The 26,756-nt window shown below is 64.6% G+C and carries 25 protein-coding genes and 2 tRNA genes; 11 read left to right on the top strand and 16 right to left on the bottom strand.

Annotation, left to right across the window (positions count from 1 at the left end):
- Positions 1-13: 13 nt before the first annotated feature.
- Positions 14-244 (top strand): hypothetical protein, encoded by a 231-nt coding sequence (locus tag NDI89_RS17890; RefSeq protein WP_277523465.1) that lies wholly within the window; start codon positions 14-16, stop codon positions 242-244.
- 192 nt (positions 245-436) lie between these two features.
- Here the strand turns inward: NDI89_RS17890 and NDI89_RS17885 are convergent, their stop codons facing one another.
- From NDI89_RS17885 to NDI89_RS17860, 6 genes are read right to left on the bottom strand one after another with little or no spacing between them, the layout of a single operon-like run.
- Positions 437-862, bottom strand: a complete 426-nt coding sequence (locus tag NDI89_RS17885) for a NusA-like transcription termination signal-binding factor (RefSeq protein WP_277523464.1) — start codon at positions 860-862, stop codon at positions 437-439.
- Between the two features lie 3 nt (positions 863-865).
- Complete coding sequence (gene rpoA2, locus NDI89_RS17880) at positions 866-2,059, bottom strand: DNA-directed RNA polymerase subunit A'' (RefSeq protein ID WP_277523462.1); 1,194 nt, start codon at positions 2,057-2,059, stop codon at positions 866-868.
- Positions 2,052-4,982 carry a DNA-directed RNA polymerase subunit A' gene (locus NDI89_RS17875; protein WP_277523460.1) on the bottom strand — a complete coding sequence of 977 codons (2,931 nt, stop codon included), beginning with the start codon at positions 4,980-4,982 and terminating at the stop codon, positions 2,052-2,054. Before NDI89_RS17875 ends, rpoA2 begins: the two co-directional genes overlap by 8 nt.
- A 3-nt stretch (positions 4,983-4,985) precedes the next feature.
- Entirely contained in the window at positions 4,986-6,815 is a 1,830-nt protein-coding gene (gene rpoB / locus NDI89_RS17870; protein WP_277523458.1) for a DNA-directed RNA polymerase subunit B, read from the bottom strand.
- Positions 6,816-6,818: 3 nt separating this feature from the next.
- Positions 6,819-8,399 (bottom strand): DNA-directed RNA polymerase subunit B'', encoded by a 1,581-nt coding sequence (locus NDI89_RS17865; RefSeq protein ID WP_226005069.1) that lies wholly within the window; start codon positions 8,397-8,399, stop codon positions 6,819-6,821.
- Positions 8,400-8,627, bottom strand: a complete 228-nt coding sequence (locus NDI89_RS17860; RefSeq protein ID WP_277523455.1) for a DNA-directed RNA polymerase subunit H — start codon at positions 8,625-8,627, stop codon at positions 8,400-8,402.
- Between the two features lie 326 nt (positions 8,628-8,953).
- Between NDI89_RS17860 and NDI89_RS17855 the strand changes: the two genes are divergently transcribed.
- From NDI89_RS17855 to NDI89_RS17840, 4 genes are all read left to right on the top strand, one after another.
- A tRNA-Asp gene (locus NDI89_RS17855) sits at positions 8,954-9,026 on the top strand.
- A gap of 302 nt (positions 9,027-9,328) precedes the next feature.
- A tRNA-Asp gene (locus NDI89_RS17850) sits at positions 9,329-9,401 on the top strand.
- Between the two features lie 121 nt (positions 9,402-9,522).
- Positions 9,523-9,936: a group I intron-associated PD-(D/E)XK endonuclease gene (locus tag NDI89_RS17845; RefSeq protein WP_277523452.1), complete on the top strand. Its 414-nt coding sequence runs from the start codon at positions 9,523-9,525 to the stop codon at positions 9,934-9,936.
- 120 nt (positions 9,937-10,056) lie between these two features.
- Positions 10,057-12,180: a bacterio-opsin activator domain-containing protein gene (locus NDI89_RS17840; protein ID WP_277523450.1), complete on the top strand. Its 2,124-nt coding sequence runs from the start codon at positions 10,057-10,059 to the stop codon at positions 12,178-12,180.
- A gap of 640 nt (positions 12,181-12,820) precedes the next feature.
- Here NDI89_RS17840 and NDI89_RS17835 read toward each other — a convergent pair.
- The 5 genes from NDI89_RS17835 to NDI89_RS17815 all read right to left on the bottom strand — a co-directional run bounded on the left by NDI89_RS17835 (position 12,821) and on the right by NDI89_RS17815 (position 16,818).
- Positions 12,821-13,591, bottom strand: a complete 771-nt coding sequence (locus tag NDI89_RS17835; protein ID WP_277523447.1) for a protein-L-isoaspartate O-methyltransferase family protein — start codon at positions 13,589-13,591, stop codon at positions 12,821-12,823.
- 54 nt (positions 13,592-13,645) lie between these two features.
- Positions 13,646-14,275, bottom strand: a complete 630-nt coding sequence (locus tag NDI89_RS17830; protein ID WP_277523445.1) for a protein-L-isoaspartate(D-aspartate) O-methyltransferase — start codon at positions 14,273-14,275, stop codon at positions 13,646-13,648.
- Positions 14,276-14,362: 87 nt separating this feature from the next.
- Entirely contained in the window at positions 14,363-15,016 is a 654-nt protein-coding gene (locus NDI89_RS17825) for an HVO_0476 family zinc finger protein (RefSeq protein WP_277523442.1), read from the bottom strand.
- Positions 15,017-15,140: 124 nt separating this feature from the next.
- Positions 15,141-15,722, bottom strand: coding sequence for an LURP-one-related/scramblase family protein (locus NDI89_RS17820; protein WP_277523440.1), 582 nt, complete (start codon positions 15,720-15,722; stop codon positions 15,141-15,143).
- A 139-nt stretch (positions 15,723-15,861) separates the two neighbouring features.
- Positions 15,862-16,818: an aminopeptidase gene (locus NDI89_RS17815; protein WP_277523439.1), complete on the bottom strand. Its 957-nt coding sequence runs from the start codon at positions 16,816-16,818 to the stop codon at positions 15,862-15,864.
- Between the two features lie 228 nt (positions 16,819-17,046).
- On the opposite strand from NDI89_RS17815, the gene NDI89_RS17810 reads away from it, so the two are divergent.
- The gene (locus NDI89_RS17810) at positions 17,047-18,060 is read left to right on the top strand and encodes a type II glyceraldehyde-3-phosphate dehydrogenase (RefSeq protein WP_277523438.1); all 1,014 of its coding nucleotides are present in this window, start codon (positions 17,047-17,049) and stop codon (positions 18,058-18,060) included.
- Positions 18,061-18,221: 161 nt separating this feature from the next.
- Complete coding sequence (locus NDI89_RS17805) at positions 18,222-18,623, top strand: Hsp20/alpha crystallin family protein (RefSeq protein ID WP_277523437.1); 402 nt, start codon at positions 18,222-18,224, stop codon at positions 18,621-18,623.
- Positions 18,624-18,661: 38 nt separating this feature from the next.
- Here NDI89_RS17805 and NDI89_RS17800 read toward each other — a convergent pair whose 3' ends face one another.
- The 4 genes from NDI89_RS17800 to NDI89_RS17785 form a co-directional block, all read right to left on the bottom strand.
- The gene (locus tag NDI89_RS17800; protein ID WP_277523436.1) at positions 18,662-19,528 is read right to left on the bottom strand and encodes an ATP-grasp domain-containing protein; all 867 of its coding nucleotides are present in this window, start codon (positions 19,526-19,528) and stop codon (positions 18,662-18,664) included.
- An 86-nt stretch (positions 19,529-19,614) separates the two neighbouring features.
- A complete protein-coding gene (locus NDI89_RS17795; protein WP_277523435.1) occupies positions 19,615-20,238 on the bottom strand; it encodes a hypothetical protein in 624 nt (207 codons plus the stop codon).
- A gap of 348 nt (positions 20,239-20,586) precedes the next feature.
- Positions 20,587-21,117 carry a 50S ribosomal protein L16 gene (locus NDI89_RS17790; protein ID WP_277523434.1) on the bottom strand — a complete coding sequence of 177 codons (531 nt, stop codon included), beginning with the start codon at positions 21,115-21,117 and terminating at the stop codon, positions 20,587-20,589.
- Between the two features lie 105 nt (positions 21,118-21,222).
- On the bottom strand, positions 21,223-21,453 hold the full coding sequence (locus NDI89_RS17785; protein WP_277523433.1) for a MarR family transcriptional regulator: 231 nt from the start codon (positions 21,451-21,453) through the stop codon (positions 21,223-21,225).
- 216 nt (positions 21,454-21,669) lie between these two features.
- Here NDI89_RS17785 and NDI89_RS17780 point away from each other — a divergent pair, with 216 nt between their 5' ends.
- The 3 genes from NDI89_RS17780 to NDI89_RS17770 all read left to right on the top strand — a co-directional run bounded on the left by NDI89_RS17780 (position 21,670) and on the right by NDI89_RS17770 (position 24,814).
- Positions 21,670-22,899, top strand: a complete 1,230-nt coding sequence (locus NDI89_RS17780; RefSeq protein WP_277523432.1) for a site-2 protease family protein — start codon at positions 21,670-21,672, stop codon at positions 22,897-22,899.
- Between the two features lie 101 nt (positions 22,900-23,000).
- A complete protein-coding gene (locus tag NDI89_RS17775; protein ID WP_277523431.1) occupies positions 23,001-24,011 on the top strand; it encodes an ABC transporter ATP-binding protein in 1,011 nt (336 codons plus the stop codon).
- Positions 24,011-24,814 carry an ABC transporter permease gene (locus NDI89_RS17770; protein ID WP_277523429.1) on the top strand — a complete coding sequence of 268 codons (804 nt, stop codon included), beginning with the start codon at positions 24,011-24,013 and terminating at the stop codon, positions 24,812-24,814. The genes NDI89_RS17775 and NDI89_RS17770 overlap by 1 nt, the downstream gene beginning before the upstream one ends.
- 37 nt (positions 24,815-24,851) lie before the next feature.
- Here the strand turns inward: NDI89_RS17770 and NDI89_RS17765 are convergent, their stop codons facing one another.
- Positions 24,852-25,868: an NADP-dependent oxidoreductase gene (locus NDI89_RS17765; RefSeq protein WP_277523427.1), complete on the bottom strand. Its 1,017-nt coding sequence runs from the start codon at positions 25,866-25,868 to the stop codon at positions 24,852-24,854.
- Positions 25,869-26,007: 139 nt separating this feature from the next.
- Between NDI89_RS17765 and NDI89_RS17760 the strand changes: the two genes are divergently transcribed.
- A complete protein-coding gene (locus NDI89_RS17760) occupies positions 26,008-26,712 on the top strand; it encodes a carbonic anhydrase (protein WP_277523426.1) in 705 nt (234 codons plus the stop codon).
- Positions 26,713-26,756: the final 44 nt, after the last annotated feature.

Here is a 26,756-nt window from a genome sequence, read left to right as displayed (position 1 = left end):
AACGAGGGAGCCGATGAGCGACGATGATGTCGACGAGTCGTCCGGGCTCGGCGATCTGACGGTCGACGCGGACTCGATCCCCGCCAGTAACTCGCCGGGTGGAGAAGAGCCGCTTCGGTGTCCGCACTGTGATTCCCCCATCGCGCTGGTCGTCAGCTACGGCCCGATCACCCACAAGGCCACGCCCTGTGGGTGTCCGGTCCCTGCCGACCTCCTCGAGGGGAAGCGAGGGGGCTCGAGGTAAGGGATTGGGGAGGTGGCGGCGGGATACCCGTTTTTATCGTCGAACGAAATCGCTGCCGACGAACGAGCCGTGCTCTAAAACTCGAACGGAACGCGAGACGCGCGACTGTTACGGGGTCAGGGACGGAACCGAACGTCAGAAATCACACCGGTCGTGCATCGAGCCGAACGTTCGCCCTCGAAGCGAGGACCGTCAGATCAGCTGGATGTCGTCGATTCCGAAGTGGCGCTCCGCGAGGGTGCGGGCGGCGTCGATCGTTCGCCCGTTCGAGCCGATCGCGACGCCGCGATCGTCCTCCGCGACCTCGACGTAGGCGACGGTGTCGTTGTTCTCGCTGATCGTGACGTTGTACACCGCCGCCGGTGCGAGGACGTTCGCGACGAACGCCTCCGCCTCGTCCGCGTCTTCGACGAGGCGGACCTGTGCGTCGGTCCGCTCTTCGAACTGCTGGACAGTCCGCCCGCCGGGGCCGATCGCCTCGCTCATACCGCCGCGTTCGACGACGATCAGGAGGCTGTCACCGCCGTCGGTGACGAGACAGTCCCGACCGTCCACGCCCGTTACGTCCTCGAAGGCGGCGAGGTACTGCCGAGCGTCGTCGTCGAGGGTGACTCCCATCGATCAGTCGGCTTGACTGTTTCCGGAGGTGGTCGATCCCATCCGGAGATCGACGTCGCCGGTCCCGAGCTTGATCGGTTTGCCGACGATAACGTTCTCCGTCACGCCGTCGAGGTCGTCGACCTCGCCGTGGATCGCGGCGTTGAGCAGGTGGTTGACCGTCACCTCGAACGCCGCGCGGGCGAGGACGGACTCCTTCGAGCCCGAAATCCCGTGGCGACCGATCGACTCGATCTCGCCGCGGTTCGTCATCATGTCCGCGACGAGCATCAGGTGCCGGACGTTCACGTCGTCCAGCCCCTGCTCGGCGAGCGTGTTGTTCGTCTCCTCGATGATCGCTTCGCGGGCCGCCTCGATTCCGAGATTCCGGTGGATCTCGTGAATGTTGTTACACGTCGTCCGCGACGCGTCGACGCCCTCGATCTCGAGGGCGTCCCCGAAGGCCGACCCCTCGGTGTAGAGGACGAACTCCTCGCCGTCCTCGAGTTCTTCGCGGCGGATGACGACGCGCGAGACCTCTTCGATTCCCTTGAAGGTGATCTCGCGGAGCTCCTCGACGAGCTGGAGGAGGTCGCGATAGGACGGCTCCTCGGGGCCGAACTCGATCTGCGTGCCCTGCTGGACCGTCTTCACGCCCAGCGAGTCCTCGATGATTCCGGCGACTTCCTCGGCGGAGATCATCCGCTCTTCGAGGGTGTCCTCGTTGAGCGCGATCTGGACGCGCATGTCCGCGACGTTCGTCGAGACGTCGCCCAGCGCGAGGATCTTGGTCGCCTCGATGTTCCAGACGACCTCGTGGGCCTTCTCGCGCTCGGTGGCGTACTCGCCCTCGAGGTAGACGGTCATCATCGGCGTGTCCGGGGTCTTCCGCGCGTCGACCAGCTCGATCAGCCGGGGCAGCCCCTGGGTCACGTCGATCTCCGCGACCCCCGCGTAGTGGAACGTGTTCATCGTCAGCTGCGTGCCGGGTTCGCCGATCGACTGGGCCGAGACCGTCCCGACGGGGTCGAGCGGATCGACGCGAGTGTCGAGGTACCGAGACTCGACCGCCTTCGCGAGTTCGTCGGCCTCCTCGACCGTCGCGCCCTCGCGGGCCTCGAGCGTCTCGTAGACTTCGTCCTTGAGCCGCCGGGGGAGGTCGGTGTCCTCGACGACCGCGATCGTGTCGTCGTCGACGTTGTAGTGGACGTTAGTCATCGGAGGTCACCTCCGTGCCCTCGGTCAGTCGATCGTCGGCGTGTTCGGAGAGGTTCGTCGGCCGCGGCTTGGAGTCGAAGAACGCCTCGCGCTCTTCCTCAGAGTCGAACTCGGAGTCGAGCACGCGGCTGGCGATGTGCTCGACGTCGATGTCGTTGTCGTCTCCCGAGGAGACCTTGACCGGCGAGGTGCCGTCCTCGCCGAACTCGAACTGGACGATCGTGTCCGAGGTGTCTCGGACCGTGCCGTCGTACTGCGTCTCGAGTTCGGAGAGGGCGTTGATCAGCCGCCGCTGGAGGTAGCCGGACTTGGAGGTCCGGACCGCCGTGTCGACCAGGCCCTCGCGGCCGCCCATCGCGTGGAAGAAGAACTCCCGCGGCGTGAGCCCGCTCGTATAGGAGTTCTCGACGAAGCCGTGTGCCTCCGCCGAGAGGTCGTTTGGCTCGTAGTGGCTGAGCGTTCGATCCTCGTAGCCGCGGTTGATTCGCTCGCCACGAACCGCCTGCTGACCGACCGCACCGGCCATCTGGGTCAGGTTGAGCATCGATCCGCGGGCACCGGAGTTGGCCATGACGACGGCCGGGTTGTCGTCCTGGAAGTGCTCGTCGGCGATGTTCCCGGCGTTGTCACGCGCACGCGAGAGCGTCTGCATGATCTTCATCTCGAGGGTCTCGTCGATCGTTCGACCGGGGAGGCTCTCGAGCTCGCCGTTATCGTAGGCCTCGATCAGCTCTTCGACGCGGTCGTTGGCGTCGTCGATCGTCTCGTCGATGCGGGACTGGGCCTCCTCCGGAATCGTCTCGTCGTCGATCCCGATCGAGAACCCGAAGTGCATGATGGCACGCATCGCCAGCGTCGAGACCTCGTTGACGAAGATCCGGGCGCGGGTGTTGCCGTAGACCTTCGTGATCGTGTCGACGATCTCGCCGCCGAACTCGCCGACCTCGTCCTCGGCGATGGTTCCCTGCAGCAACTGGCCGTCCTCGATGACGACCTCGTCGCCGATCGTGCCCGTGAACTCGAGGTCGAGGTCGTCGGGCAGGAGTTCGGAGAAGACGGCGTGACCGGTCCAGAACGGCTCGCCCTCGTCGTCGATGCCGCTGGGTTCCGGCAGCTCGTCGATCCGGGTCGCACGGAGCAGGTCCAGCGCCTGCGTCTCGTTGAATCGGGGGTTGTCGTGGGTCAGGAGGTACATCCCGGAGATGTGGTCCTGAATGGCCCCGATGATGTTCTCGCCGAAGCGCGGCGAGAGCATCTGTTCCTGGACGCGCATGAGGACGCGCGCTTCGGCGCGGGCCTCCTCGTTTTGCAGCGCGTGCATGTTCATCTCGTCGCCGTCGAAGTCGGCGTTGTACGGCGGACAGACGACGGTGTTCAGCCGGAACGTCTTGTACGGCATGACCACGACCTCGTGGGCCATGATCGACATCCGGTGGAGCGACGGCTGGCGGTTGAAGATGACGATGTCGCCGTCGATGAGGTGGCGGTTGACCTCCCAGCCGGCCTCGACCTTCTCGGCGAGCTGTTCGCAGTTCTTCTCGGTCACCTTCAGTCGACGACCGTCCGGCCGTCGGACGTAGTTCGCGCCGGGGTGGCCCTCGGGCCCGTTCGAGACGAACCGACGGGCGTCCTGAAGATTTCGCTCGGTGACGTTCATCGTCTGGGTCATCTCCTTTGCGACGCGGTCCGGGACGCCGACCTCGTTCAGACTGAGCGTCGGGTCCGGCGAGATGACGGTCCGAGCCGAGAAGTTCACGCGCTTCCCGGACAGCGACCCGCGGAAGCGACCCTCCTTGCCCTTGAGTCGCTGGGAGAGGGTCTTGAGCGGCCGGCCGGAGCGGTGTCGCGCCGGCGGCGTCCCCGAGATCTCGTTGTCCATGAACGTCGTGACGTGGTACTGCAGCAGTTCCCAGAGGTCCTCGATGATCAGCTGGGGCGCACCGGCCTCGCGGTTCTCCATGAACCGCTGGTTGATCCGGATGATGTCGACCAGCTTGTGCGTGAGGTCGTCCTCGGAACGCTGGCCGTTGTCCAGCGTGATCGACGGTCGCGCGGTGACCGGCGGGACGGGAAGGACGGTGAGGATCATCCACTCGGGACGGGACCGCTCTGGATTGATCCCCAGTACCTCGATGTCCTCGTCCGGGATGTTCTCGAACCAGTCCCGGATGTCGCTGGGCATCAGCTTGTTCGTGTCCTCCTCGGTCAGGTCGATGTCCAGGGCCTTCTCGATGGCCTTGCGCTGACTTTCGCGCGGGCGGAACGAGCCCGAGAGGATCTCGTTGACTCGAGTGAGTTCGATCTCGGTCTTCTCGGCGAGTTCGTCGGGCGTCGTCCGCTCGATGCCCTCCTCCTCGTCGCCCTGCATCGCACCGGCGATGCGCTGGGAGTACTCGCTGGTCAGGACCTGCTGGACCTCGTAGTAGGTCGTCGGCTTCTCGTGGTCGATATCGTACTGGATCTCGCCACAGAAGGGACACTTGTCCTTCTTGCGGGCCTGCCGGATCGCGGCCTTGGTCACGTCGTTGAGATCCCGGCTCAGCTTGCGGGACTCGTCGAGCTGATCGCGGAACTCGTCGCGTTCGTCCTCGGTGAGGAGGAGCTTCGAACACTCCCGACAGGTCCCGCGCAGGAGCCGCCGGATGAGTTTCGTGAAGCCGACGTGGATCACGGGCGCGGCCAGTTCGATGTGGCCGAAGTGGCCGTTACAGGAACCCGAGTGCTTGCCGCAGGTCTTGCACTCGAGGCCGGGGTCGATCACGCCGAGTCGCGGGTCCATCAGTCCCATGTCGATGGGGAACCCGTCGTCGTCGTAGGTGTCGGCGGTGATGATCTTCGTCGCGCTCATCTCCCGGTATTCCTCGGGCTCCATGAGCCCGAAGGAGATCTGTCCGATGTCTTTCGGTGTGCTACTGTTTTGCATGGTTTAGACGGCGTCCTCCAGTTCGAGTCGCGGTGCGATACCCAGGGCCTTCATCTCGTCGAGCAGGAGCTTGAAGGCGTAGCTCATCTCGATCTCGTGGATATCGGTCTCCTCGTCGCAGTTCGGACAGTAGACGCGCCGTTGTTCGACGTTCTCGACCGCGCTCATCCCGCAGTTCGCACAGACGTGGATGAACTCGCGGTCGGACTCGTCGAGCAGTCGTTCCTTCAGCGTCATGGCCGCCCCGTGGCCGATGAACACGTCGCGTTCCATCTCTCCGATACGGAGCCCACCCTCGCGGGCGCGCCCCTCGGTCGGCTGGCGGGTCAGCACCTGCACCGGCCCGCGCGAACGGGCGTGCAGCTTATTCGAGACCATGTGGTAGAGCTTCTGGTAGAAAATGACACCGACGAAGATCTCGGCGTCGATCTTCTCGCCGGAGATCCCGGAGTACATGGTCTCCTTGCCGGCGGAGTTGAAGCCGGCGTCCTCGAGCCCCTCGCGGAGCTCGTCCTCGTCCTCGCCGAGGAACGGCGTCCCGTCGACCCGGCGTCCTTCCATCGAGCCGAGTTTGCCGCCGATCATCTCGAGAATGTGTCCGACGGTCATCCGCGACGGCAGCGCGTGCGGATTCAGGACGAGGTCGGGGACGACGCCCTCCTCGGTGAAGGGCATGTCCTCCTGTGGCGCGAGGTGGCCGACGACCCCCTTCTGGCCGTGTCGCGACGCGAACTTGTCCCCGAGTTCGGGGATCCGTTCGTCGCGCACGGAGACCTTCGAGAGCTTCGAGCCGTCCTCGCCCTCCATGAGCGTGACGGTGTCGACGATCCCGGACTCGCCCGAGCGCATGGTGACGGAGGTCTCACGCCGCTTCTGGGGCGAGAGACCGCCCATATCGTCGGGCTCCTCGAGGAAGCGCGGCGGGCTCGTCTTCCCCAGCAGGACGCTATTCTCGTCGACCGTCGTCTCGGGGTTGACGAGGCCGTCCTCGTCGAGGTGGGTGTAGGCTTCCTCGCCGCGGGCACCGCGGACGTCCTGGCTCGGAATCTCGAAGCGGTCCTCCTGACCGCCGGGGTAGCGGCGTTCCTCGCCCTCGTAGGTCCGGAAGAAGTGTGAGCGCGCGAGCGCGCGCTCGACGCTGGCCTTGTTCATGACCAGCGCGTCCTCGATGTTGAACCCCTCGTAGCTCATCACGGCGACGACGAAGTTCTGTGCGGCCGGCCGCTCGTCGTAGCCGATCTGCTCGGTCGTCTGGGTCTTCACCATCGAGAGCTGCGGGTAGTGCAGCAGGTGCTGGCGCGTGTCCGGTCGGATCCGGTAGTTCGCGCTCGGCAGCCCCAGCGACTGCTTGATCATCCCCGCCCCCATCGTAATGCGGGGCGAGGCGTTGTGCTCGGGATAGGGGATCATCCCCGCACCGATCGAGAAGATCAGCGACGGGTCGATCTCGAGGTGCGTGTGCTTCTCGGTCAGATCGTCCTCGTCGACGCCGACGAGGATGTCCTCTTCCTCCTCGGCGTCGATGAACTCGATGTAGCCGTGATCGACGAGGTCCTCGAACTCGAGGTCGCCGTCCTGGAGCGCCTCGATCTCCTGCTGGGAGATGCGAGGTTCGCCGTCCTCGACAACCAGTAGCGGTCGTCGGGCCCGTCCCGCGTCGGCGTTGACGATCACTTCGCGGGTGCGGTCTTTCACCGAGACGTTGACCATCTCGCTGACGTCGCCGATGCGTCGCGCTTCGCGGATCTGTTCTGCGAGTTCGTGCGGGTCGGGATGCGTCCCGACCAGCGACCCGTTGACGTATACTTTCGCCTCTCGTTGTTGGCTGCTCATGAGTTAGTCGTCCCCTGATGCGGTCGTCCGTTCGATACCCTCGAGGCCCGGAATGCCCTCGACGCCCATCGACGCGAGTTCGCGTTTGAGTTCCTGTTCGTCCTCGACGTTCTGGGAGAGCTCCATCGACTGCGCGAAGTTCTTCACCAGTCCGCAGTTCGGTCCCTCCGGCGTCTCGGAGGGGCCGATGCGACCCCACTGGGTCGCGTGCAGGTCCCGCGCTTCGAAGTGGGGTTGGCTCCGCGAGAGCGGACTGCGAAGGCGGCGCAGGTGGGAGAGAACCCCCATGAAGTCCGTCCGGTCGACCAGCTGGCTCACGCCGGAGCGCCCGCCGACCCAGTTCCCCGTCGCGATCGGGTGCTCGAGGCGCTCGGTCAGGACGTCCGAGCGGACGACCGTGTTGACCGAGAGCTGTCGGTTGCGCATGTTGGCGCGCTCGAGCTGGTACTTCACGTCCCGGGCCAGCTTGTTCAGCGCGGTCCGGAACAGGTCCTTCATCAGGTCGCCGCTGACCTTCAGTCGCTTGTTCGCGTAGTGGTCCTTGTCGTCGGATTCGCGCCGTCCGAGCGCGAGTTCGAAACAGGCCTCCGCCATCCGACAGAGGTAGTGGGCCTTGTTGATCCGGACGTCTTCCTCTTCGACGCCGTCCTCGTGGAGATGGGGGAGGAGGTAGCGGTCGATGACGTAGTTGGCCCGCTTGAGCTGGTAGTTCTTCCCCTGGCCGGAGGCGACGCGCTTCCCGAGTTCCTCGATGGCTTCCTCCTCGGTCTGGACTTCCGCTTCCTCGAGGTTCTCCAGCATGTACTTGACGACCTCCGGGTCGTTCGAGACCTTGTGGACGATCTCCTCGTCCGATTCGAGGCCCAGCGCACGAACGAGCGTCACGAAGTTGATCGAGCCCGATACCGAGGGGAACGAGACCTCGAGCAGGCCGTCGCGCGTCCGTTCACAGAGCACCAGCGCGCGGTAGCCCCGGCGCTGGGAGAAGGTCTTGGCGACCTGAATCTCGTCGCCGTACTTGGTGTCGTACTCCGCGAGGATCTTGTTCGGTGCGAGGTCCTCGCTCGTCATCAGCACCCGCTCGGAGCCGTTGACGATGAAGTAGCCGCCCGGGTCTGCGGGGTCCTCGCCGATTTCGATCAGTTCCTCGTCGGAGAAACCGGCGATGTTACACTTATCGGAGCCGACCATGATCGGCATCCGGCCGATCTTCGTCTCGGTCGAGTCGACGACCCGCTGGTCGCCCTCCTCGCCCTTGACGATGGACATCTCCATGAACACCGGCGCGGAGTAGGTGATGTTCCGAAGGCGCGCCTCCTGTGGGTACAGCAGTTCCTCGGAGCCGTCCGCCTCCCGAACGCGCGGCGTGACGACGCGAACGTCGCCCAGTTCGACGTGGACCGGCTCTTCCCCTTCCTTGTCGCCGATGTCCGTGTCGATCGTCGCCTTCTCGTCGACGACCTCCTGCATCCCTCGGTTGAGGAAGGCGTTGAACGACCGGTAGTGGTGTTCGGCGATCCGTTCCTTCGAGAAATACTCGCGTGAAATCTCTCGTCGTTTGTCGCGATTCAGTTCCATTGCCATTTATTCTACCACGAGTCGATAGATGATTGCCTGCTCGGTCGTCCGCGAGTCGCGAACGATCTTGATCACGTCGCCGATCTCCGCCTCGTCGGGGAGTGCGGGATCTTTGCGCTGTATTTTCGGTAAATCTGTGCGATCGATGTCGTATTCCTCGAGCACCTCCTCGAGCGTGTCGTCCTCGAGGACCGTGTGCTCCGGAACCAGTTCGTGTTGGCTTACGTCTACCATGTATTGGTGTGGGTGTGCGTGTCGGCTATCGGGAGAGAAGCGGCTATCACGAGATACTACAGGCAGGTAGCGGCGGGAGGCATTTAACGGTTTCTAACTCGATGCACAAGCGGAGCTATCCGGCCGGGCGGACCTGACCGGAACCGTCGATCACACTCGAGAGTATCCGGTTCTCAGTTATATTCCTTGTGGGCCGTGCGGATTGGTATCACGGTACGATATACGTGGCGGGCTCGATCGGGGAATCGTGTCCCGATTGACCGTACCATACGGTGTTCGATTGAAAACCCTTAATACTCCGTCGGGGAAACGAAGAGTTGCAGGGAGCCCGGGTGGTGTAGTGGCCCATCATACAACCCTGTCACGGTTGTGACGCGGGTTCAAATCCCGCCTCGGGCGCTTTTTCGAGGAACCCAAACCAGTGAGCCACCAGCTCGCTATGTAGCGGATATCCCCATTCGGGAGAGCTCGATACGCGAGTTGACCGACGGACCGAGCAGACCGAGTGGGAATCCCGAGTTCAGTTCGCCCTCGATCGTGCACATCAATCATGTTCCAAATAGGACCTACCTATCGGAGATCATTGACCGACGTTGGCGCGTTTCTTGCCTCACGAAACAAAGTATCTGTCACTGGACACGACACATGATCGGAGAGCAAAACCCTTAATACTGTTACCGGGAAATGGAGAGTTGCAGGGAGCCCGGGTGGTGTAGTGGCCCATCATACAACCCTGTCACGGTTGTGACGCGGGTTCAAATCCCGCCTCGGGCGCTTTTTCGAGGAACAAATCGACGAGCGAAGCGAGTCGCTGATACTCGAAAGACGAAACGAAAGGACTCAGGAACGCTGGTTTCTCCGTTCGTTTTTATTGGAAAGCGAGGCTCATCGTACCGTGCGAAATTCGAAAGCTGTCGGTGACGAGACCGAAGCAAGAGCAGTAGCCGAACTCGTTGCATGTGGCTACAGCGTCTCGGTTCCGTTCGGAGATAACGACAAGTACGATCTCATCGTCGACGATGGGACTGAGCTCCACCGAATACAGTGCAAGACTGGCTGGTCGAACAAAGCGGAAACACTCCGATTTAACACCCACTCGCAAACGACGAAGAACGGCGTCTATCACGAAGAGACGTATCACGGGTTAATCGACGCGTTTCTGGTCTACTATCCCGAAAACGAGCAGTTGTATTGGATCGATGCAGTCGACGCAACGGAGCAGAAGATGGAACTCCGATTCGAATCCGAAATCGATCATCCGTCGATCAACTGGGCGAACGAATACGAATTCGACGGAGATATTCCGTGAGTTTCCCCGATTTGAGCCGACGAAGATACTAGGTGGTTCGAGCGGGTTCGAGTCGAATGCTAATTGTTTAGTACTTCTTCATCGATGTGTCGGTAAACGGAACAGCGAACAGCGAAATCAATGACGAAACCGATCACTGTACTCGTCGTCGACAACGAACCGGGATTCGCGGATCTCGCCGGAGAGATGCTCGAGCGCGAGCACGACGCGATCGAGGCCGAAGCGGCGACGGACGGCGCGGAAGCGCTCGAGATCCTCGAACGGCGGGCTGTCGACTGCATCGTCAGCGATTACGAGATGCCGGAGATGACGGGGCTCGAGTTGCTCGAGCGCGTTCGCGAGGACGATCCCGATCTACCGTTCGTTCTCTTCACCGGGCGGGGATCGGAGGAGATCGCCAGCGAGGCGATCGCGGCGGGCGTGACGCAGTATCTGCAGAAGGAATCCGGAAAGAAGCAGTACGCGTTGCTGGCGAATCAGATCACGAACGCGGTCGCCCAGTACCGCACGGAGACGGAGCTCCGGGAGAGCGAGCGCCGTTACGAGCGGACGCTGACGACGTTACACGAGACGACGCGGGATCTGATGCGAGCGGAGACCAAAGACGAGATCTACCGGTCGGCGGTCGAGACCGCGAGCGAGATCCTCGACGTGGCGGTCGCCGCGTCGTACGCGTTCGAACCCACGGCGGGCAGTCTCGAGCACGCGGCATCGACGCGGCGATCCCCCGAACGTGGCGATCCGGCGGAGACCTTCGAGCGCGGTGAGGGGCTGGTCTGGGACGTGTTCTCGGAGGGGGAAAGCGCCTACTACGAGGACGTGACGCGCGAGGACGGCGTCGAGGCGACGGGTGCGTCGGGCCGGAGCGAGTTGATCGTTCCGCTCGGGACACACGGCGTGCTGGTCGCGGGCTGCGAGGACGTCGACGGGTTCGACGAGACGATGACCGAGCTGTTGCACATTCTGGCGGCCAACACCGAGGCCGCGCTGGACCGGGCCGAACGGGAGCAGTTGCTCCGCGACCACGACCGAACGCTCACGCGGCAAAACGAGGAACTGACGCGACTCAATCACACGAACGAGATCGTCCGGGAGATCAACCACGGCGTCGCGCAGGCGTCGACGCGAGCGGCGATCGAGGAAACGGTGTGCGATCGCCTCGCTGAGACGGACCGGTATCGCTTCGCCTGGATCGCCGCGAGCGACGACGAACCGCCGACGCCGACCGCGTGGTCCGGGATCGACGCAGCCTACATCGACACGATCCGCGGCGACGGCGATCGCGCCCCCGAGATCACGCTGGTTCGGGAGACCCTCGAGTCGGGACGGCTACGGCTGATACACGACGTCCTCGAGGACGAGCAATGGCGATCGCGGCGCAAGGAAGCGTTGACGTACGGCTACCAGACGGTGCTCGGGGTTCCCCTGGTCGCCGACGAGCGCCGGTACGGTGTCCTCGTCGTCCACGTCGCGGGCGCCGATTCGGTCGGTGAGAGCGAGCGGGAGGTCCTCGCCGAACTCGGGGAAACCATCGGTCACGCGATCCGGTCGGTCGAGCAAACGCGGGCGATGCTAACCGACAGCCGGCTCGAGCTGGAACTCGCCGTCGGGGATTCGCGGTTGCTGCTCAACCGGCTCTCGGACCACCTTGCGGCCAGCGAACGGATAACGCTCGATGGCGTCATCGACCGCGGCGAGGACGGGATCGTACTGTTCGTCAGCGCGCCGGTGACGGCGTCGTTGACCGCTCTCGAGAACGAGTGGGCGTCGATCGAGACGCTGTCGGTGGTGTCCGAGGGCGACGAGGAGACGCTGTTCGAACTAACGGTAACGTCGACGCCGTTTCTCGACGTCCTGCGGACCTACGACGTCCAGATACGGATGGCGACGGCCGAAGACGGAACGGCGACGCTCGTCCTCGAGGTGCCACAGGGAGTCGAGACGCGGTCGCTGGTGGAAGCGATCCGGGAGGAGTATCCGGAGACGGAACTGGTGGCCAAACGGGAGACCACACATACGCGTTCGGCACGACGGCTCGACGCCCACCTCGCGGAACGGCTCACGGACAAGCAGTTCGAAGCGCTGCAGGCGGCTCACTACAGCGGCTTCTTCGAGTGGCCGCGCGAGAGTACCGGCGAGGACCTCGCGGATGCACTCGACGTCTCGTCGCCGACGTATCACTATCACCTGCGGGCAGCCGAACGGAAGCTCGTGACGGTGGCCTTCGACGGGCATTCTAATTGATTAGAGCCTGTTTCGAGGGGACCCTAAGCAGTTAGAAGGTATACTTAACAATCGACAAACCATACCACGGAATGGCGATCAGGGATTATCCCTCGCCACCCCAATCCCCCCACCCCCTTTCCGCGAACTACCGTTCGATAGCGACCGCGATCTCTCGGTCGGCTTCAGACACGAAGCGGGACGAACGGAGACGATCTTTCGCACGGCACCAGCCGCCGTCGCGGTTTTTCAGGGCGAATAGCACCGTTTTCGAGAGACGCATCGACGGATTCTGCTTCGAAGCAGGTAGTTGCTGTTGACTAAATATCGCTATCGGTAATCTCCCCCATTGGCACTAATTGATTAGGAGTTTCGATTAAGACCCACTAATCAGTTAGAAGCTATTTTTAACCCCCACCAGTGTGTACCCAGAAGTGGCGATCTGAGACAGACTGTCGCCACCCCCTTTCCCCCCACCCCTTTCCACCCGACCACCGGACAGACGCATCGCCGCTTCCCGGAAGACGACGAGACACGACCGATAGTTGCGATTTCGATACTCCCGGACTTCCAGCAGGCGGTCGCTCGAGCGAAACCCGGAGCGAAGCAGTCGGAATCGTTTCAGAAACAGATCTGCACGGACGTTCGCCGCGACAATTTGCTATCGAGATCGTTGTTGTCGGGACTGTCGGTCGATCGTCTCCTCCCACTCGATCCAGTCCTGCTCCCAGCCGCGCCGGGATTCGGCGCGACGATGTGCTCGCTCGCGGTCCTCGCGCGTCGTTCGATTCCGCTCGACGGCACCCGACTGTTCGCCCTCGACCAACAGCGGGTCGAACGAAACGGGGTCGAACGCGTCCGTCTCACCGTCAGCAGAGACGGCCTCGAGCCGCTGTTGCCGGGTCCCTCGCGGGAGGACCAGTCGTCCCTCATCGGACAACTGCTCGAGCAGCGCGCGGGGCGGATCGACCGCGGCGGCCTCGAGCAGGATGCGATCGAAGGGGGCGTACTCGGAGAGCCCGTTCGCGCCGTCGCGGCAGTCGACGAGGACGCCGTCGTACCCCGCCTCCGCGAGGTTCCGTCGCGCCTCGACGACCAGCGGACGGGAGATGTCGACGGCGTGGACGTTCGTCTCGCCGACGAGCTCGGCCGCCAGCGCGGCCGTGTAGCCGACTCCAACGCCGACGATCAGTACGCTACCGTCCTCCTCGAGGGCGAGCGCCTCGAAGAGGCGGGCGACGGTGCTCGGTGCGAGAACGCGGGTGCCGAGCGCCTCGTGATCGCGATCCGCGTAGGCCGTCCGCTCGTCGCCGACGAACGCGTGTCGCGGGACGTCGCGCATCGCGACGGCGAGGTCCTCGTCGGCGAGGACGTCCCTGGGCGGGGACTCGAGGCCGTCGACCATATCTTCGCGCAGTACCGCGGGGTCCATACGCCAGCTATCGGAGCGGTCGTAATCAATGGCGCGCTTGCGCGGTCCGCGGCTCTAGCCGCGCATCCGGACGAACCGAACGCCGCCGCGTTCGGTCCGATCGAGCGAGCCGTCGGGACGTTTCGTCGCCGCCACGAGCCGCTGGCGACCGGTCCCGACCGGTGCGAGCAGCTGACCGCCGGGTCGAAGCTGGTCGACGACCGGCTCCGGAAGCGACGGCGTCGCGCAGGTGAGGTAGGCGGCGTCGTAGGGCGCGTGCTCGGCCCAGCCCTCGCGACCGTCGCCGACGCGGATCGAGACGCCGTCGTAGCCCAGGTCCGCGAGCCGGTCGCGGGCCCGCTGGGCCAGCTCTTCGCCGTACTCGACGGTGTAGACGTTCTCGTCACCGACCAGTTCGGCGGTTACCGCGGCGTGATAGCCACAGCCGGTGCCGATTTCGAGGACGGTGTCGTCGGGGTCGGGCTCGAGCAGGTCGGCCATGATCGCGACCATGTGCGGCGCGCTGATCGTCTGTCCGTCACCGATCGGAAGCGGACGGTCGACGTAGGCGCTGTCCCGACGGTCCGGCGGGACGAACTCGTGGCGCGGGACCGCCTCGAGGGCCTCGAGGACGCGGCCGTCGTCGACGCGCGGCGCGACCGTCTCGACCATCCGTCGGCGGCGATCCTCGTGGGTGTCGGACATGGTGTACGATCACGTACGCACTCGAGGACAGTAGGGAATCGGGTAGCGAGTACCGGGGTTCGGCGCCCATACGAATTCTCGGATCGCCTACCAGGCCGACCAGGCGCTGCTCTGCTCGTCGTAGGCGTAGACCCGCTTGATGTCCTTCGCGAAGGCGGTATCGCCCGCTTCCTCGAAGCGGTCTCGGCGGTAGCCGTCCGCGTCCTTCCGGACGACGAAGGCGTCGATCTCGAACTCGTCGTCGCCGAAGGACTCGACCGCGCCGACCTCGAACTCGTAGTCCCCGGGGACGTGGACCGTGACGCTCCGGCTGTCGTCTCTCGAGCCGTCCTGCGGGTGAACCGTCACGTTGACCCCGACGTTGTCCACCTCGCGGGTCCAGACGGTCTCGATCTCGTCGGCGGGAGCCTCCTCGACACGCTTCTGTCCGTCGAGTTCGACGCTGGTCACGCGAACCGTCGAGAGCACTTCCTCCGTCTCGAGGATGAACTCGTCGCCGACCTCGATGGTCTCGTCCTCGGGAGTCGTGACGTTCGCGGTGAAGGATTCGCCGCCCTGCGAGACGACGACGTCGAGCGTGACCTCGCGCTCGCGGTCGGGCTGGATCTTGTGGACGTGACTGCACTCGCTGCACCGAACGGTGAGGGTCCCGCCGCCGTCCGTGAGTACTTCGTGGACCGTCTCGAGGTCCGGCGAGCACGACGGACAGACCGTCGGAACGCGCTCCGGAATATCGTTCATGGACGGTGTAGCGGCTACGTACCTAAAAAGCGATTGAACCCGCGGTAGCGCTCCCCCGGCGACCGACCCCAGCGCGGGGTCCGACGTGTCGACCGGTGAAACCGAACGATCGGGTCGAAACCGGCTAGTGTCCCTGAATCGCGTCGATAACCATCGCGGCGGCCACGACGGGCTCTTTCGGGACGGAACTGGCGTCGTCGATGGTGATCTCGTAGCGGTCGCGCAGCGAGAACTGGCCGTCGATCGAGCCGACGTGAGCGCCCGATTGATCGGTGATCTCGTACTTGTGCGGAATCCAGCCGCCGAACGGAACGTTGTTGCGCGCCAGCGTCACCATCGCACCGCGGGAGTTGATCTCGGCCAGTTTCTCCTCGGTGGTCGCGTCGCGGATCGTCCACGTGTCCTGCAGCAGGGAGTAGTCGTTGTCCAGAATGACCAGATCCTCACCGGTCCGGGCGTCCGAGAGGACGTAGTTCCCCGCGACGTCGATGATTCCCCCGGCCTTCACGGTGAACACCTCGTTGCCGTCCCCGTCGGTAAACGGGAACTCCTCTTTCATCTTCAACATCTTCTGTTTCCCCTTGAGAACGGTGTTCCCGTCGGCGTCGAGCGCCCTGTACTTGTTTCGGACGAGCCCCTGCTCGACCGTGTAGCTGTCGTCAGTCAACTCGATTCCCCGAATGTCGTACCCCTGTGTCTCGCTCATCGGTCGGAACTCACGCTATCTCCACTTGAAACCACTAGGTTCTCACAGAAACGGTGAAGATTTAATCTATCGATAGAGTCTGAATTTCGCCTCGGGATCGGAACGAAACGGCTTCGAGCGTCGAGCGACGCGGAACCGATCAGAAATCGTCCGATTGCGGAAGGTCGATGGGGACACCGTCGGCGAAGACGGTCGGCTCCCGAAGGATTCCGTCGAGGTGAATCGGCGCTTCCGTCTCGCCGCCGATGCCCGCGTTGTCGCCGATCGCGATGTGAACGGTCCCGCCGGCCTTCTCGTCGAGCAGCACCGAACCGACGAGTTCGGTGACGGCCACGTTCGTGCCGATACCGAGTTCGGCGAGGTTGTAGGCGGCGTCACCGACTTCGTCAGCCGCGTCCTCGACCGTCGCCCGGATCTCGTCGTCGGAGATGTGCGTGACGAGCCCGTCTTCGACGTCGAAAGTGAGCCGGTGGCCGTCCTCGAGCAGGCCATGGGGACGCATCGTCCCGTCGACGACGAACGTACCGTTCGCCGTGGTCGGGCTGACGAACACCTCGCCGGCCGGGAGGTTCGACATCTGGCCGGCTTCGTGGACGATACCGGTGTCCGAGAACCACTCCCGGTTGCCGACGCCGAAGGCGATGTCGGTCCCGGCGTCGGTCGTGACGCGGATCTCGTCGGCGTCGGCGACCTGCTCGCGGACCGCCTCGCAGTGGGCCGCGATGGACTCGTAGTCGGCGTCGAGCCCCGTCGTGAAGACGTCCTCGGTGATCCCGGGGAGCGTCGCGACCCGCGCTCCGGCCTCGTTCGCCTCGGTGCGGGCCCGCGTGTGGCTCAGGCTCTTCGTCGTCGGCGCGAGGACGACGTCCGCGCCGGCCATCGCCGCTGCCACCGGTTCCGGCGGTTCACTGCCGTGGGTCTCGCCCGGCGGATAGCGGACGATCACGGCGTCGTCGGTGATCTCGCTCGCCACCTCGTAGAGCGCCTCTCCGATCGGTTCGCGCTCGTCGTCCGTGACGACCGCACACGACTCCTCGGCCTCGAGGTTCAGACACTGGCGGACCGCCGTCTCCGCCGCGGCTCGAAGTGCTGCCATACCTTCGTCTCCGTCCAGCGGGCCGATATGTCTTGCCCTCGGCCCCGCTTGCGGTTCTCGATCAGATTCGGCCCTGTGCCGTGCCGGAAGGTCGAATCGATCGGCTAACGAGCGGGGAAGCGGCGTCTCGAGATCGGCCTCGAGAGTGATCGAGAACTCCAGACCGAGTGAATATCGGCTGAGAGGCCTCGAAACGATTATCCCCTTCGGTGGTTCACTCCCGAGCACATGCAACAGGTCGCGATCAACGGCTACGGCACGATCGGCAAACGCGTCGCGGACGCGGTTCGGCAACAGCCCGACATGGAGGTGCTGGGCGTCGCGAAGACGCGCCCGAACTTCGAAGCCGAGACGGCGATCGAGAAGGGATTCCCGCTCTACGCCGCCGTCGAGGAGCGCGCGGAGCTGTTCGCCGAGGCCGGTCTCGAGATCGCGGGGCCGGTCGAGGACCTCGTCGCCGAGGCCGACGTCGTCGTCGACGCCACGCCGTCGGGGATCGGCGCGCAGAACAAAGAACTCTACGAGGAGTACGACACGCCCGCGCTCTACCAGGGCGGCGAGGACGCCGACCTCGCCGAGGTGAGTTTCAACGCGCGCTCGAACTTCGAAGACGCCGTCGACGCAGATCACGTGCGCGTCGTCTCCTGTAACACGACCGGTCTCTCTCGAGTCATCGCGCCGCTCCGAGAGGCCTACGGCGTCGAGAAGGTCCGCGCGACGCTCGTCCGCCGCGGCGGCGACCCCGGACAGTCCGACCGCGGCCCGATCAACGACATCCTCCCGAATCCGGTGACGATTCCCTCCCACCACGGCCCCGACGTCGAGACCATCTTCCCCGATCTCGACATCGACACGCTCGGGATGAAAGTGCCCGCGACGCAGATGCACATGCACAGCCTCAACGTCACGCTGGAAGAGGAGGTCGACGCCGCGGACGTTCGCGAACTGTTCGCCGACGAGTCGCGCCTCTTTTCGATCCCCGAGCGGATGGACATCGACGGCAGCGGGAAACTCAAGGAGTACGCCCTGGACGCGGGTCGGCCCCGCGGCGACATCTGGGAGAACTGCATCTGGGAGGAGTCTATTTCGACCGTCGGACGGGACTTCTACTGCTTCCAGGCGATCCACCAGGAGAGCGACGTCGTGCCGGAGAACGTCGACGCGATCCGCGCCGTGACCGGTGCGGCCGACGCCCAGGAGAGCATCGAAACGACCGACGAAACGCTCGGGATCGGCCTGTAGGCCGTCCGCGCGAACGAGTCGATTCCGTTCCGAATCGTCGAGACGCCACGAGCGAGCGAAGTCCTCACGCAACGTCCCGACGGCGGTCGGTGGTCGGCGGTCGTTTCCGCTCGTATTGCAACGACAGAAAGTTTTTGCCACGCCGCACCCTAGGTGGCCACATGCGCCGAGACGACCGCGACGAACCCTTCGACGATCTGTTCCGCGAGATCGAACGAATGATGAACGAGATGATGAACGGAGCCGACGGCAACGTCGATTTCGACTCCTCCAGGGACGTCGACAACGGGTTCGGCATGGACACGCACGTCGATATCCACGAGACCGACGACGAGGTCCGCATCATCGCCGACCTCCCCGGCGTCGAGAAGGACAACATCGAACTCGAGTGCGACGGCACGACCCTGACCATCTCCGCCGAGAGCGACCACCGCCAGTACGACGAGCGCGTCTCCCTGCCGACCCGAGTCAACGAGCACACCGCCTCCGCGACCTACAACAACGGCGTTCTCGAAGTCGTCTTCGATCGCGCCGAACAGTCCTCGGACATCAGCCTCGAGTAATCGAGCAGTCGCGGTCGAATCGTTCGGTTTCGGTATTTTCAGTCGGCAGTCGTGCGTATCGCGGCCGCCAGCCGATCGTAGAAGTCCGGTTCGTACTTCGTCTCCTCGTCGATCGTCGGCCGCGCGTTCGTCTCGTTGACCACCAGCCGATCGTCCGTCTCGAGCAGATCGACGCCCACGAACGGGATCTCGAGTTCGGCGGCGACGGACTCGGCGAGTTCGCGCCACGCGTCGGGAAGCTCGACGCCGGTCGCCTCGGCACCGCGGTGGACGTTGTGCTTCCACTGGCCCTCGCCGATCGCCTCGTCGGGGAGTCGGCGCTCGACCGCGCCGACGTACTCCCCCTCGAGCACCATCACGCGGTAATCGGTCGCGTTGGGCAGGTACTCCTGGACGAGAAAGGACTGGTCGCCGGTCGCCCGGTAGTCGTGGACCAATGAGAGGTAGTCACAGATCCCCAGAAAGGAGTCCAGATCGTGGGCCTTCGCGACGCCGACCCCCCGCGTCGTCGAGTTGGGCTTGACGACGACCGGCGGGTCGAACCGGTCGAAGACCGCCGCTAGCTCGTCCTCACTGACATCGTTAGAGACATAGACTGATCTCGGGACCGGCAGGTCGGCCCGCTCGAGGCGCGCCAGCACCTCGCCCTTGTTCCGCGAGGTCAACACCGTCTCGTGGTCGTTGAGCCACGGGATCTCGAGCAAAGCGTCGGCGACCCCGCCTTCCATGAGCCGTCCCGGATAGACGAAGCCGACGTCGTACTCGTCGGGCCCCCACGGCGGTTCGCCGAGCGGAATCGTGCGCTCGCGCACGGGCACGTGGTGAACCGCTATGCCGCGCTCGGCCAGCGGCTCCCCCATCCGCTCGAAGGTCTCCTGGTCGTTCGCGACCGCGAGATCGATCATACGCGGTACTCGGGAGGAGACGGGGAAAAAGGTGTCTCGTGGCTCGAGCGGGAGACCGGGACCGAAACGAAAAGAACGTATCGTGATCACCGGCGCTGCTCGTCGGCCGCCTCGGCCCGCACGTCGTACGCGTCCCGCATGAACGCCCCGTCGAACGAGACGGTCTCGGTCGCGTCCGCGTCCAGCTCGAGCGTCCGCCGTTTGCCCGTCGGTTCGCCGTCCGGCGACGTGAGCACCACCTCCACGAGCCCGTCTTCGCCGTCGTTTCGGACGTCCGCCTCGACGCTGCCGATCTGCGCCTCGAGGTAGTAGGCGTCGTCCCCCTCCGGCGACACGTCGTCAAAGGTGACGTCGCGCCGTTCGCCGGCCGCGAAGCGGACGACGGTCACGCGAGCGGGAGCGCCGGCCGTGAGGACGTCCGCGTCGGCGTCGTCTGCCTCGAGGAGGTACAGCGAGATCGCGGCGTCACCGGCGTCGCCGGCGTTTTCGAACGTCCCGGCGAACTCGCGGTCCGAGTCGGAGTCCGGGTCGATCGACTCGACCGGCGGAAGGACGTCGCGGTCGACGTGCTCGACTGCCGGGACTCGAACGTCTTCGACGATCGGTTCCGGCGGGTCCTCGTCGTCGGGTTCGGACTCGAACGCGGCACATCCTGCGGCTGAGATCGTGAACAGACTTCCCGCAGTGGCGAGGACTCCGCGGCGATCCATACGCCGTACGCCACAGCGCCGCCACGTTATTCTTTCGTCTGGTCGGCCACCGAACAAACCGATGCCGACGTGATCGCGGCGTGTAGTACGGAGACGAGCGGACCGCTCGAGCGCCCGAATTCCCTACGGCCGGGAGTGGGTCTCGAGCAGACGCGAGAGACGCACGACTCGGGGGAGGGCAGGCAGTTCACCGAACCGACCGCGAGTGAGTGCCGAAGGCACGAACGAGCGGGCCGACGACTGATGTGAGCGAGGACTGGAAGGACGAGCGAACGGAAGGAGGAGTGCTTTTAATCGAATTTTTGCCGAGGGTGCGCCGAAGGCGCACCCGCAGAGCAAAACTTCGGTTTATGCGATCAGCTGTTCCTCGCCGCGCTCGACGATGACGCGACACGGCGGCGAAATCTTGTTGTAGGAGCGGCGGAGCGCGTCCTTGGCGAACTCGGCGTCGTCCACGTCACACCAGATGGTGAAGATGCGCTCGCCGGCGTCGATACGAGCGGCGGTGCCGACGATCTTCCCGAAGGCCTGACGCATCCCGTCGGAGACGCGGTCCGCCCCTGCGCCCGTCGCCTGCTTGTTCTCCCGGATGACGTGGTGGGGGAACTTGCGGAGAACCATCTTGTAATTGTTCTCGCCGGCGTTTTTCAGCATGTGACGGTTCGCAGAGAGACGCGAGGCCTCGAGGGAGCCGTGGCGGATCTGGACCTCTTCTTCCGTGACGAGGCTGATCTGGACGGGGTAGTCCTCGGCGTCCGCCTGGGCGTCGCCCATATCGTGCTGTGCGATCTTCGATCCGGGGATACCAGTAATGTATTCGCGGCGCGTGTAGGCCGGCTTACTGATTTCCCGGTACATGGAGGCAGGCTTGTCTGACATGGTTGTGGTTACTTACGAAAACGGAGGCCCACCGCGCGGATAAAGGCTTCGAAGCGCCGCGTCGGAACAGTTCCGGGGACGACAGCCGGTGACTGCCGCCGGGGCTCAGTTGACGGGAACGTACTCGGCACCGGGCCGTTCGATCAGCCCCTCGCTCGAGAGCGAGGCGCAGACGCTCAGGATCGAGAGTTTCTGCATGTTCAGCAACTGGCTCAGGTCGTCGGTCGTGGCTCCGCCGGTGGCCTCGAGCGTGAGGTAGACGAGTTTGCTCTGTGCGGAGTCGAGTTCGGACGGTAGCCGGGTGATCGGATCGGTCGTCTGGGCGTCGCGCATCATACCACCACCGATGCCGAACACGCGTAAAAGTCTGTGGTGAAGTGGGTATATAGTCACTAGTACGTATTATCGTGTTTATACACTATTCTCGAGACGGTCATGAGTCCCACAATGTAAAATTAGGATGCAGGTAACACGCGGTGCCGTCACGGAGTTCCGCGACCGACCGGTCATCTCGTCGGCGTATTTAAGGTTCCGCCGCCGGAACGGGTTGGTATGAGGAGTTTCCGGATCGGCTCCCTCTTCGGAATCCCGATCAAACTGGATCTGACCTTCCTGCTGGTGCTCCCGTTGTTCGCGTATCTCATCGGTGCGCAGATCGACGAGGTCGCGGGGATACTGAACCAGGGGCTCGGTGCGGGAATCGATATCGGTGCGGTCACCGGCGGCCTGTCACCGTGGCTGCTCGGACTGGCCGCCGCGGTCGGCCTGTTCGTCGGCGTCGTCCTCCACGAACTCGGCCACTCGCTGACCGCCCAGCGCTACGGGTTTCCGATCGACTCGATCACGCTCTGGCTGTTCGGCGGCATCGCCGCCTTCTCGGAGATGCCCGAGAACTGGCGACAGGAACTCACCATCGCCGTCGCCGGCCCGATCGTCAGCATCCTGGTCGGCGTCGGCTCCTACGGGCTCTTCGTCGTCACCCCCGAGAGCCTCAGCGGCGCGCGGTTCGTGCTCGGCTACCTCGCCATCCTGAACGTCGCACTCGCGTTCTTCAATATGGTCCCCGCGTTTCCGATGGACGGCGGTCGCGTTCTCCGCGCGCTGTTGGCGCGTAACCAACCGTACGCGCGGGCGACCCAGCAGGCAGCCAGCGTCGGCAAGCTGTTCGCGGTCGCCATGGGGCTGTTCGGCCTCTTCGTCACGTTCAACCCCATCCTGATCGGCGTCGCCTTCTTCGTCTACATCGCGGCCTCGAGCGAAGCCCAACAGGTGACGATGAAGGCCGCGTTTCAGGACGTCACCGTCGGCGACATCATGACGTCGGCGGCGGATCTCCACACCGTCGAGCCGGAGACGACGATCGCGGAGCTGATCCAGCGGATGTTCACGGAGCGCCACACCGGCTATCCGGTCGTCGATAGCAACGCGTTCGAGGGGGAACGACTCGTCGGTCTCGTGACGCTGTCCGACGCCCGCGACGTCGAGCCGGTCGAGCGCGACGCCTACACCGTCGAAGACGTGATGACGACCGATCTGCAGACGATCACCGCCGATTCGGACGCGATGACGGCCATCGAACGAATGCGGGAACACGATATCGGCCGCCTGATCGTCGTCGATAGCGCGGACCACCGGTCCGCTGACGGTTCGCGCAGTGAGACGCCGGGCGAAGACGACGACCTCGTGGGGCTGATCTCGCGGACCGACGTGATGACGGCCTTCGACATCGTCCAACAGAGCGGTGCGGTCGCGCTCTCGAGTCGACTGCAGAGCGCGGATTAGGCCGATCGGCGAGCGGGTATGAGAGCCGGTACCGGCCGTAGCGGCCGGCGAGAGTGCCGAGACCAACATTCTTAACCGCGGTCGGGGCCGATGCTGGGCCGATGCCACCGGCCATCGAGACCGTCGACCTCGTGAAGGAGTATGGTGAGTTGCGCGCCCTGCAGGAGCTGTCGCTGACCGTCGAGGAAGGCGAGTTCTTCGGTCTCCTCGGCCCCAACGGGGCGGGGAAGACGACGTTCATCAACACGCTGGTCGGCCTGGTTCGCAAGACCGGCGGCGAGGCGCGAGTCTTCGGCTACGACGTCGAGGACGACTATCGACGGGCTCGGGACGCGATCGGGCTCGCACCGCAGGAGTTCAACGTCGACCGGTTCTTTACGATTCGAGAGGTGTTGAAACACAAGGCGGGCTATCACGGCGTCCCCGAAGACGAAGCGGCCGACCGAGCCGACGAGGTCCTCAAGCGCGTCGGAATCTACGACAAGCGCGACGAGCGCTTCGACTGGCTCTCCGGCGGGATGAAACGCCGCCTCCTGCTCGCTCGAGCGCTGGTGACCGAACCCGACCTGCTGATCCTGGACGAACCGACCGCCGGCGTCGACGTCCAGCTCCGGCACGACCTCTGGGAACTCGTGCGGGAACTCAACGAGGAGGGGACGACGATCCTCCTGACGACCCACTACATCGAGGAGGCCGAACGCCTCTGTGATCGGGTCGCGATCATGAACGAGGGCCGGAAGGTGACCGTCGCGACGCCGGACGAACTGAAACAGCGCGGCACCGACACGATCGCCGTGCGCCTCGAGTCCGCACCGTCCGTCGAGCCCGAACTCGGCCCCTACGCACACGAAACGACGGTCTCGGGTGACCGACTCGAGGTCCGGGTCGACGACGGCGGGTCGACCGCGCCGCAGTTGCTCAACGACCTCGAGGCGATGGGCCACGAGATCGCCGACCTCGAGATCACCCGGACCTCGCTCGAGGAGATCTTCGTCGACCTGACGCGAAGCGAGGATCGGACCGTGACTCGGTCGTCGGCGGACGGCGCGGACGAGGAACCACCGGTGAGCCGCGAGCAGGAGCGAGAGCGAGAGCAGGAGGGGGTCGCCTGATGCTGTCGGTGGGCTTCCGCGCGCTCTTCCGCCGTGAAATACTGCGATTCGTCCGCCGACCCAAGAACACGTTCATGCCGCCGGCGATCACGAACGTGCTCTACTTCGCCGTCTTCGGCGTGATCCTCGGCAACCGGATCGACCAGATCGCGGGCTACGACTACATCCTCTTCATCGTGCCCGGCCTCATCGTGCTGGGTGCGATCTCGAACGCCTTCGAGAACGCCTCGTTCTCGATCTTCCACGGCCGGTGGAACGAGTACATCCACGAGACGCTGACCTCGCCGCTGTCCTACGTCGAGATGGTCGTCGCCTACGTCGGCGCCAGCGCGGTGCGAGGGCTCGTCGTCGGCCTCATCATCGCCGCCGTCGGTCGGGTGTTCGTCCCGATCGGTATCAAACACGGCCTCTACCTCGTGGCCACGATGGTCGTCATCACGTCGCTGTTCGCCGGGTTCGGCATCATCGGCGGGCTCATCGCGCGGGACTTCGACGACCTGACCGTGATGAACCAGTTCATCCTCCGGCCGCTGGTGTTCTTCGGCGCAGTCTTCTACTCGCTCGAGACGTTCGAGCAGGCCTGGCAGGTGAACCTCTCCCTGCTGAACCCGATGGTCTACATGGTCGACAGCGTCCGGTACGGACTGCTGGGCTACTCGGATCTGATCGGAGTCGGCATCCTGCCCGCGCCCTACACCGAGTTCGCGCCGCTGGTCTCGCTCGGGGTGCTCACGACGGGAACCGTTCTCGTCCTGGCGATCGACGTCTACCTGTTCGAGATCGGCTACGGGCTGACGGACTGAGCGACAAAAATTCGGAAACCTCCGTTCGTCCGCGCGCTTACGCGTCTCGATCCGCGACTTTGACCAGCTGTTTGCCGATGTTGTCACCCTCGAACAGCCCGAGGAACGCGTCGGGCGCGTTCTCGAAGCCCTCGACGACGTTCTCGCGGTACTGCAGTTCGCCCTCGCCGATGAACTGCGAGAGTCGCGTGAGGGCTTCGCCCCAGCGGTTCTCGTAGTCGCTGACGAGCAGGCCTTCGACTTTCGCGCGCTTCTCGATGAGCGTCGCGAGCTTTCGGGGGCCGGTCGGGACCTCGGTCTCGTTGTACAGCGAGATCTGGCCGCAGATCGCGACTCGAGAGAACTCGTTGAGGCGGGGCCAGACGGCGTCGGTGATCGGGCCGCCGACGTTGTCGAAGTAGACGTCGATCCCGTTCGGACAGGTCTCGGCCACTGCGCCGGAGAGGTCGTCGGTCTCCTTGTAGTTGATCGCGGCGTCGAAGCCGAGCTCCTCGGTGAGCCAGTCGATCTTCTCGTCGCTACCGGCGGTTCCGACGACGCGCGCGCCGTTGAGCCGGGCGAGCTGGCCGACGACGGAGCCGACCGCTCCCGCGGCGGCGGAGACGAACACGGTGTCGCCGGGCTTCGGGTCGCCGACGTCGAGCAGCCCCCAGTAGGCCGTCACGCCGGGCATCCCCAGGACGCCGAGCGCCGTCGAGACCGGGCCGAGTTCCGGGTTCACGTTCCGGAGTTCGTCCGCGTCGCCGACCGCGTGCTCCGCCCAGAGGAGGTCGCCGGTGACGACGTCACCCTCGTCGAACCCGTCGGCGTTTGACTCGAGGACCTCGCCGACGATCCCCGCCCGCATCGGGTCGCCCACGTCCCACGGCTCGGCGTACGATTCCGCGTCGCGCATCCGGCCGCGCATATAGGGGTCGACGGACTGATACAGCGTCTTCACGAGGACCTCGCCGTCGCCCGGTTCGGGCCGCTCGACGGTGACGAGTTCGAAGTTGTCGTGCGTCGGTTCGCCGACGGGCCGGCTGGCGAGTTGCCATTGTCTGGTTTCTGCCATACGTCCCTATGGGAGTTCCAGTAGGTTAATATTGGGCTCGCGGAAGTTCACGATAGAATATACCACCGCAGCGGCCGAAACCAACAGTTCAGGCCCTCGTCGGTCGAATCTTTTTGGGACGCGTCCGTGTACGTGACGTATGGGGACTGATCACGAGATCCTCGAGCGGCTCCTCGCGGGCAACGAGCGCCACGTCGAGGCGCTGCCCGACGACTACTTCGCGGAGGTCCAGACGGGCCAGCACCCGACCGTCGTCGCGATCTGTTGTTCGGATTCGCGGGTCTCACACGAAGGCATGTGGGGTATCGATCGTCCGGGTGCGGTCTTCACGCCGAGCAACATCGGGAATCAGGTCTGGGACGAGGACGACGGCGAGCGGATCATCGACGGGGGAATCCTCTATCCGATATACCACACCGGGACCGACGTCGTCGCCGTCGTCGGCCACACCGGCTGTGGCGCCGTCACCGCCGCCTACCGGGTCGCGACCGGCGAGCGCCCGCCGGGTCCGCAGGGGGTCGACAAGTGGGTCGACATGCTCGTTCCCGTCGTCGAGGAGGCCCTCGAGAGCGGGCTGGTCGACGCCGACGCGGACGACGAGCGCGTGATCAACCAGCTCGTCGAGTACAACGTCGACTACCAGGCGCGGTCCCTCCGCGAGGCAGCCGACGTGCCGGACACCGTCGACGTCTACGGGTTCGTCTACGATTTCCAGGGGATCTACGGCGACGAATCCGGCCGAACGTATCTCGTCTCCGTCAACGGCGAGACCGATCCCGACGCGCTCGCGGCCCTCGTTCCCGAGGGCTACGAGGCCACGACCCGCAGTCTCCTCTCTCGGTAGTCAGTGGAACGCGTTCGGTAGCCAGAACGGGCGTCGGAACAAGA

Source organism: Natrinema salsiterrestre (genome assembly GCF_029502005.1).
In the GTDB taxonomy this organism is placed as follows: Archaea; Halobacteriota; Halobacteria; order Halobacteriales; family Natrialbaceae; genus Natrinema; species Natrinema salsiterrestre.
Note: the sequence above shows the minus strand (reverse complement) of the source record. Positions and strands in the feature narration are given on the sequence as shown.